The following is a 5,691-nucleotide window of genomic DNA, read 5'->3' as shown; positions in this document are numbered from 1 at the left end:
GTATCGTGCTTCGGGTGCCGGCGGCCAGCATGTCAACGTGACGGATAGCGCGGTCAGGATCACCCATATCCCCAGCGGCGTCGTGGTGGCCGTGCAGGATGAACGCAGCCAGCACAAGAACAAGGCCAAGGCACTGAAATTGCTGCGTACCCGCCTGTTCGATGCCGAACGCGAGCGCCTGGCCAGCACCCGCAGCGCCGATCGCAAGGCGATGGTGGGCAGCGGCGATCGTTCCGAACGCATCCGCACCTATAATTTCCCGCAAGGCCGCGTGACCGATCACCGCATCAACCTCACCCTGCATCGCCTGCCCGAAATCCTGGCTGGCACTGGTCTTGATGAACTGGTGACCGCGCTCATCGCCGAAGACGAAGCGGCGCGCCTGGCGAGTTTGGGGTGATCCGCAGCATAGACGCCCTCAATGCCGCTGCTGCCCGCATCGGCGGGGAGACGCCGCGTCTGGATGCCGAAGTGCTGCTCGCCCATCATCTTGGCTGCTCACGCGGCGATGTGTTGCTGAATCCAGAGCGCAGCATTGATCCACAAGACTATGACAAGATGGTCGGACGTCGTGCCAACGGTGAACCGGTCGCCCACATCACCGGCACCCGCGCTTTCTGGAGCCTGGATCTGAAGGTGAGCCCGGATGTGCTGATTCCGCGCCCCGATACCGAAACACTGATTGAGGTGGCGCTGAAACGCTGCAACCCTGCGCCCGGCCGCATCCTCGATCTCGGCACGGGTTCCGGCGCCCTGCTGTTGGCCGCCTTGACGCAATGGCGACAGGCAAGCGGCCTGGGCATTGATGCCAGCCAGGCTGCGCTGGACATCGCCAAGGCCAATGCGATCAGCAATCAGTTGGCCGACCGAGCCTGCTTTCGCTTGGGCAACTGGGGGGAGGGCCTGACCGAGAGCTTCGATCTCATTCTCAGCAATCCGCCCTATATTGCCGAAAATGAAGCATTATCGGACGAAGTTCGCGCCCATGAACCGGCCAGCGCCCTGTTTGCCGGCGTCGATGGCCTTGATGATTATCGCCGTATCCTGCCGCAACTTGCCGCATTGCTGAACCCGGGCGGGCTGGCGCTGCTGGAGATCGGCTACCGTCAGGGCGCGGCCGTGTTGGAACTGGCCGCGGTTCATGGCTTCGCTGCCCGGCTTTACCCCGATCTGGCCGGTCGCGATCGCTGCGTGGCGCTAACCGTCCCGCCGCTCGAGTCGGCGGCCTGACCACTCCACCACCTGCGGCACAGCATTGACATGGCCCAGAAAACGCAGCCGTTCCGGGCTGTTGGCCGTATCGGCTGGCACGAATTCATCCTTGCCAGTGCGGCGCAACGGCAGCACGCCGCCCAGAAACAGCTTGTCGCCGCGCGCCACCACGGCGAATCCGCCAATCCACGGATCATCGCTCTGATAATGGCCGGCCAGTGCCGCCAGTTCGGGTGGTGTGGCGGGCAGGGCGGCGTTCACCCCTGACCGCACAAAGCGCCGGCTGCCGTGATCAAGCGCAATCACCGCCTTGTCGCGCCGTTCTGCAACCAGCGGCCAATCGACCAGCCCCGGATGCGCTGTTGCAAACATCCCCGGCGCGATCGGCTGCAATGGCACCCGCGCGCCATCCAGCATGGCAATCAGGCCCGGCAATATGTCCAACTGCCGCTGGCCGTCGTTGTAGCTGCCAACATAGTCGCCGGCATCGGCGGGCAGGGCAGCCAATTCAGGCGGTGCGGGGATGGCCGCGCCGGCTGCTGCTGCGCGCAGGGCCCGCAGCGCATAAAGCGTGATCAGGCGCGGGCGATAGTTGATGCCGCCCACCGCACAACTGGCAAAGGCCCCCAGGCCGGCTGCCGCATCGACATGCATGGATGAGGAAAAACACACCATGCCGCCGGTGTGGTGCAGCAAGGCCCGGCCTTCGTCGCTGCGGTGCATCAGCCCACGGCCATAGGTTTCGCTTGGGCTGGCGGGATCCTGCACCGCCGGATTCTCCAGCCACGCCTGTGCCTGTGCATCGGTGAGCAGCGGCGCACCCTTGCCCTGGCCAACGGCGGCAATGAAATCCAGATAGCGGCCCATATCGGCCAGCGGCGCCGCCACCGAACCGGCGCCCAGATTGGCATCCACCCACGGTGCCGGTGCCATCGCCATGCCGGGCAACACCGGGCGATCGGGACGCAGCGGGCTGTAGCTGGCGGGATAGCGGGCACGATCCTTCCACTGGATGGCCCCACGGGTCGCCGCCATGCCGAGCGGCCGGCACACGCGCTCTTCAATGATCTGATACAGCAGCTTGCCTTCAATCCGTTCAAGCGCATGGCCCACCAGATCATAGCCGGTGTTGCTATAACTCCAGGCGCTGCCGGCGTTGAAACCCCGCCACAATTTTGCGCCAAGCGCTGGCGCGAAATCCGGCAGGCCGGTGGTGTGATCAAGCAGGCCACGGATGGTAAACGGCCCGCCGGATGACACGCCGGGCAATTGCGCTTCGGGCAGATGCTGGCGCAGTTCATCGTCCAGGGTCAGCTTGCCTTCGGCCTGCATCGACAGGCAAGCCAATGCCAGGAAGCTTTTGGAAATACTGCCGATCTGCCACAATTCATCGCCGGCCAAGGCTTGCGTCTCGCGATAATCGCGGGTGCCCGACAGGATGGTGAAATGCCGGCCTGGCCCCGCCGACACGACAACACCCAAGGCCGGCAATCCGAAGTGGCGGCGATGCGCCTCGACATAGGCCGCCACGGCTTCCAGTGCCTGCGTTTCGGCGGCGCTCGCCCCTTGCGCGATCAGCGTGGCGCTCGCCGAACCGGCAACGGATGCGCCGGCGGCGCCAGCCAGAAACAAACGACGATTGATCGGCATGGCGTTTCCCCTTTGATGCAGGGGGCAGTGTGGCAACTCAGTCGGCTGCCGGCAAGCGGCGTTCCTCGGCCTTCACCTGCTGCCAATAAGCCTCCTGCTCATCAAGCGACAGCGACGGGAAGTTCGGCCCGGCCAATCGCTCCATTGCGCGGAATCGCCGTTCAAACTTGGCATTGCCGGCGCGTAAGGCGGATTCGGGATCAATGCCGTGGCGGCGCGCGAGATTGGCGAGAACGAACAGCACGTCACCCATTTCCTCGGCGCGGTGGGCGTCGTCGGTTGCCGTGTCGAATTCGCCCAGTTCCTCATCCAGCTTGGCGCGCACCCCGGCCACCTCGGCCCATTCAAAGCCCACCCGCGCCGCGCGTGCCTGCAGTTTTTCGGCGCGCATCAAGGCGGGCAGGGCGGTTGCCACCCCATCAAGTGCCGATACCGGCTTTTCCGGCGCACCCGCCCCAGTCCGAGCGACCTCACGCTCGGCGGCCTTGATGCGTTCCCATTCGTCCTTCTGCGCATCGGCATCGGCGGCCCGGGTGCCATCACCAAATTCATTGGCACCGAAAATATGCGGATGTCGCCGCTCCATCTTCTCAGCAAGCGACGCCACCACATCTGCAAGGGCAAAGTGGCCAGCCTCTTCGGCCAAGCGGCTGTGGAAGACGACCTGGAACAGCAGATCGCCCAGTTCCTTCTTCAGTTCCGCCATGTCGCGCAGCGCGATCGCTTCGGCCACCTCATAAGCTTCCTCGATCGTGTAGGGCGCAATCGTGTCGAAATCCTGGGCCAGATCCCACGGACAGCCGTTTTCCTTGTGGCGCAGGGCAGCCATGATGCCGGCAAGACGATCAAGCGAGAGTGGGGCGGTGCTCATGGGTTTTCTCTGCCCGACCGGCGAGCGGCTTTCAATCACGCTCCGTCATCGCTAAGGCGTGCGGCCAAGGAGAATCCCTGTGTTCACGCTTTTTGGCGACAAGGTTTCCGGCAACTGCCTGAAGGTAAAATGGGTCGCCGATCATCTGGGCCTGGCGTACGGCTGGGTTGATGTCGATGTGGTGAAGGGCGAAGCCAAGGCCCCGGATTTTCTCGCCAAATTCCCGATGGGGCAGGTGCCGGCGGTGGAATTTTCCGACGGCCGCAGTCTGGCGCAGTCCAACGCCCTGATGCTGCATTTGGCAGATGGCAGCGCGCTGATTCCAGCTGACGGCTTTGCGCGCGCCGAGATGCTGCAATGGCTGTTCTGGGAACAATATAGCCACGAACCGGCGATCGCCGTGCGGCGTTTCCAGAAATTCTATCTCGGCAAGCCCGACAGCGAGATCGATCCGGCGCTCACCACAAAGGGCCACGCCGCGCTCAACCAGATGGAACAGCATCTGGCCAAGCGGGACTGGTTTGCGGGGGCGGGGCTCAGCTGCGCCGATATTGGCCTGGTGGCCTATACGCGGGTGGCGCACGAAGGCGGTTTCGATCTGGCCGAGTGGCCGGCTGTGCGTGGCTGGGTGGCACGGGTCGAAGGCGCGCTGGGGCTGGCTTAAAGCCCCCTCAACCCGTCCAGAAACACCGACAACGCCGCGTTGGTGGCCTCGGGCGCTTCCTGCTGCACCCAGTGGCCGGCGCCTTCGATCAAGCTGGTGCCGCGGAAATCGCTGCAGCCAGCGCCGGCGGCATCATAAAGGTCCATGCCCGGCGCAAAATGGCGCACCGGATCGCGCGTGCCGGCAATGAAGGCGGCGGGCTGCGCGATCATCTGGCCGCGCAGGGGAATGGCTTCCTCAAAATCAATGTCTTGCGCGCGGTACCGATTGAGCGGGCCGCGCCATCCCCCGGCGGCAAACGCCGTTTTGTAGATGGCCAGATCGTCCGCCGCCATCCAGGTGGGCAGCGGATCGGGCAGGGGCAGGCCTTCCAGCACCGTTGCATCCGGCAGTTTGCGGCCGAAACCGGGATATTGGGCATCACCCGACAAGGCAAAATAGAGTTTTGCCAGCGCGTCCGGATCGGCAGCCAGCTCGGCCTCTGCCACGCCTTCGGCCTGAAAATAGAATTGATAGAAGAATTTCCCGGCGTGCATCATCCGCATCATGTCGAGGAAGCGGGTTTCGCCCCACGGTGCGAACGGCACGCTCAGCCCGGCAACGGCAGCAACTGCGGCGGGGTGACGAAGCGCCGTGTTCCACACGATCGGGGCGCCCCAATCATGGCCAAACAGGATCGCGCGGCCGCCCAGCGCCGCGATGACAGCCGCGACATCCGACGCGAGCGCCGACAGGCTGTAGGCGGCAATGGCATGGGGCTTGTCACTGGCGCCGTAACCGCGCACGTCCATGGCGGCGATGCGGCGGCCGCGAGCGGCGAAATACGCCAGCTGGTGACGCCAGCTGTGCGACAGCTCCGGCCAGCCATGCACGCACAGGATCGGCAGATCAGCGCTGTGTTCTGGCCCGGCGACAACAACATTGAGCGCGAGGCCGGCGTTGTGGACTGTCAAGGTTCGCATGATCTGCTCCGCTGTCCGCTCTGAACTGGTGCCGTCACGCTAGGCCGGACTGGCCAGGACAAGCAAGCATTGGCCAGCACAGGGAAGAGCTTCGCTGGCGCACCGATTGATCCCTGTACAGGCTTGATAATATATATTATGTTTAATCACGAACGAGACTGCAGAGGCCCACTTGGCGAATGCGCTGCTTCGGCCTAACCCTGCACCGATGGACGCCGCCAATCAATTGCCGCAAGCCGCCGATCTTTATGGCGATATCGAACGCACGCCGGCCACGCGCTGGCGGGATTATGTGCCGGGCTTGCTGGTTGCGGTGCTGGCCACACTCGCCG

Annotated in this window: 6 protein-coding genes; 3 read left to right on the top strand and 3 right to left on the bottom strand. The window is 64.3% G+C overall.

Annotated features, from left to right (window positions below; genetic code table 11):
* Both RMO81_RS13975 and prmC read left to right on the top strand, forming a co-directional pair.
* Positions 1 to 400: peptide chain release factor-like protein (locus RMO81_RS13975; RefSeq protein WP_310476509.1), on the top strand; the 400-nt coding region annotated here is incomplete at its 5' end.
* A complete protein-coding gene (gene prmC, locus RMO81_RS13970; protein WP_310476508.1) occupies positions 397 to 1,230 on the top strand; it encodes a peptide chain release factor N(5)-glutamine methyltransferase in 834 nt (277 codons plus the stop codon). The genes RMO81_RS13975 and prmC, both read left to right, overlap by 4 nt.
* On the opposite strand, the gene RMO81_RS13965 is transcribed toward prmC, so the two are convergent.
* Positions 1,198 to 2,862, bottom strand: a complete 1,665-nt coding sequence (locus tag RMO81_RS13965) for a serine hydrolase domain-containing protein (protein ID WP_310476507.1) — start codon at positions 2,860 to 2,862, stop codon at positions 1,198 to 1,200. The two genes, prmC and RMO81_RS13965, sit on opposite strands and share 33 nt — an antisense overlap.
* A gap of 37 nt (positions 2,863 to 2,899) precedes the next feature.
* Positions 2,900 to 3,733 (bottom strand): nucleoside triphosphate pyrophosphohydrolase, encoded by an 834-nt coding sequence (gene mazG, locus RMO81_RS13960; RefSeq protein ID WP_310476506.1) that lies wholly within the window; start codon positions 3,731 to 3,733, stop codon positions 2,900 to 2,902.
* 79 nt (positions 3,734 to 3,812) lie between these two features.
* Between mazG and RMO81_RS13955 the strand changes: the two genes are divergently transcribed.
* Positions 3,813 to 4,397 (top strand): glutathione S-transferase family protein, encoded by a 585-nt coding sequence (locus RMO81_RS13955; protein ID WP_310476505.1) that lies wholly within the window; start codon positions 3,813 to 3,815, stop codon positions 4,395 to 4,397.
* Here RMO81_RS13955 and RMO81_RS13950 read toward each other — a convergent pair.
* Positions 4,394 to 5,359, bottom strand: coding sequence for an alpha/beta hydrolase (locus RMO81_RS13950; RefSeq protein WP_310476504.1), 966 nt, complete (start codon positions 5,357 to 5,359; stop codon positions 4,394 to 4,396). The genes RMO81_RS13955 and RMO81_RS13950 overlap by 4 nt on opposite strands.
* Positions 5,360 to 5,691: the final 332 nt, after the last annotated feature.

Source organism: Sandarakinorhabdus sp. (assembly GCF_031422795.1).
GTDB lineage: Bacteria > Pseudomonadota > Alphaproteobacteria > Sphingomonadales > Sphingomonadaceae > Sandarakinorhabdus.
This window is presented reverse-complemented; position numbering and strand designations above follow the sequence as displayed.

Excerpts from the sequence above, each read along its gene's own strand:
- RMO81_RS13950 (WP_310476504.1), bottom strand. The coding sequence starts at position 5,359 with ATGCGAACCTTGACAGTCCACAACGCCGGCCTCGCGCTCAATGTTGTT.
- mazG (WP_310476506.1), bottom strand. The coding sequence starts at position 3,733 with ATGAGCACCGCCCCACTCTCGCTTGATCGTCTTGCCGGCATCATGGCT.
- RMO81_RS13965 (WP_310476507.1), bottom strand. The coding sequence starts at position 2,862 with ATGCCGATCAATCGTCGTTTGTTTCTGGCTGGCGCCGCCGGCGCATCC.